The 2,225-nt window shown below is 69.5% G+C and carries 2 protein-coding genes; one reads left to right on the top strand and one right to left on the bottom strand.

What is annotated here, in order from left to right:
• Positions 1-866: porin family protein (locus ACY0I8_RS17855; protein ID WP_461395821.1), on the bottom strand; the 866-nt coding region annotated here is incomplete at its 3' end.
• Positions 867-1,327: 461 nt separating this feature from the next.
• On the opposite strand from ACY0I8_RS17855, the gene ACY0I8_RS17850 reads away from it, so the two are divergent.
• A partial coding sequence (locus tag ACY0I8_RS17850; protein WP_461395820.1) for a precorrin-8X methylmutase occupies positions 1,328-2,225 on the top strand: 898 nt, incomplete at its 3' end.

Here is a 2,225-nt window from a genome sequence, read left to right as displayed (position 1 = left end):
TTGGGGCAGCCGTTGGCGTCGACGGGGGTACCGGGGGGTGTGCCGGGGCATCGGTCGAGGTTGTCGGCGACGCCGTCACCGTCGGAGTCCTTGGGGCAGCCGTTGGCGTCGACGGGGGTACCGGGGGGTGTGCCGGGGCATCGGTCGAGGTTGTCGGCGACGCCGTCACCGTCGGAGTCCTTGGGGCAGCCGTTGGCGTCGACGGGGGTGCCGCGGGGTGTGCCGGGGCATCGGTCGAGGTTGTCGGCGACGCCGTCACCGTCGGAGTCCAACGGCGCCGCGGCGGCCGGCGCCGGTTTGGTGCCGAGCACCACCGATAAACCGACCGACACCATCTCGTTGAAAAACTTGTCATCCCGGTCGAACACCGCGACCTGGCGCAGATCGGCCCGTGCCGCCAGCCAGGGCGTCAGAAAGTATTTGATCCCCGCGCCGTAGGTCCAGGCGATATCGGTGTCGATTCCCTCCTGGGTCGGGGCGTTCTGGTTCGCAAAGCCTCCGCCCAATACCAGGTAGGGCCTGAGCGGCGATCCCTTGCCGAAATGGTACAAGAGATCCAGGTGTACCTGGTTCCAGGACGCGTCTTTCCCCGTGTCGTCCCACTCCGTGTCGAGCCCGTCCCAGCCGAGTTCCGTCGAGAATGCTTCGGTCCACCAATACCCCAGGCGTCCTCCGAGGAAGAAGCCGTTGTCGTACTTTTTGTTATCGAAAAAATACCCACCGCCCAAAACGCTGAATTCGAGCGCGCCTCTTGTGCGGGGACCCGCGCCTCCCTCCGCGCTGGCGAGACCGGCCGACACCAGCACCGCGCACAGCGCCAAGCCGAGCCCACGGGAGAGTTTCCCCAAACCTCTACGACGGGCCATCTCCATGCCTCCTTTTCCGGGGTGAACAATCCAAGACGGAAGAAAAAAATTGTTCCGTCGAAGGGTGCCTCCATGCTAACGGGTAGACGGCGATTGTCAAGCCGTTCCTCGGCGTTCCCATCATCGGGGAAAGGGCCGAGGAAGTCGGCGTGCGGCAAACAGGAGAGCCGAAGTTCCTGGGCGGCACAGCGGGGGAAGCCCGTCGCCGTGGTGTTACCCCCCGGGCCTTGGGAGTCGGCATGCGAGCGCCAGCGGGTCATTTGGAATTCCACGCGCTGGACCCGCCGTGCCCGTGGCGGTGCCGGTTCTCGCCCGCACGAGCCGCAGGTCCGGCGCAGTTGGATCCCCAGGGCCACGTTCTCGTTCACGATCCCATTTGCCACACAAGGTTTCTTGACCCCCCGCGGCCGGTGTGTGAGCATCAGCGATTCCTTTGGAATCGTTCGTGCCGGAGCGCCGCCGTGCCCGACGCCGTCCTGTTCCTCGCCCACGGAAGCCGCTCGCCCGAGGCCAACCGGTTCGTCCGGGACCGGGTCGGGGCCCTTCGCGCCCGGCTTCCGGGGGTGATCGTGGAGGTCGCGTTCCTCCAACTGGCCGAGCCGGGAACGGGGGAGGCGTTGGGACGGTTGGCCGACGCCGGGGCCCGGAGGGTCGCGGTGGTGCCGCTCTTCCTCGCGCCCGGCAACCACGTGCGCGAGGACGTTCCGGCCGCCCTGGGGGAGGCCGCGGCCGCCCACCCGGGGCTCGAGGTGGTCCTGACCGCTCCCCTGGGGGAGGCCGACGAGGTCTGGGCCGCCGCAGCCGGGCTCGCCCGGGCGGCCCTCGCGGCCGCCCCCTCGAAAGGAGATCGAACCATGAAGCGTTGGGGATACGACGTCGCCCCCCACGAGATCGAGGCCAGCAGCTTCGAGATCATCGAGGGCCTGGCGGACCTGTCCCGGTTCTCCCCGGCCGAAAGGGCCCTGGTGAAGCGGGTGATCCACGCCACGGGCGATCCGGGGTTCGCCGACCTCCTTGCCTGGAGCCCGGGGGCGGTGGAGGCCGGGGTCGCGGCGTTCCGGTCCGGGGCGGCGGTGGTGACCGACGTGGAGATGGCCCGGGCGGGGGTGAGCAAGGCCCGGGCGGCGAAACTCGGCTCCGAGGTCCACTGCTTCCTGAACGCCCCGGGCGTGCCCGAGGAGGCCCGGGAGCGGGGCGTCACCCGATCGATCGCGGCCACCGAGCGGGCCGTGGCCGCCTGCCCCGACGCCGTGTTCGCCTTCGGGAACGCCCCCACGGCGCTCTTCCGGCTCCTGGAACTCGTGGACGAGGGCAGAACCCGGCCCCGGCTCGTGATCGGGGTGGTCGTGGGGTTCGTGG

This window comes from Deferrisoma sp., from assembly GCF_054681715.1.
This window is presented reverse-complemented; position numbering and strand designations above follow the sequence as displayed.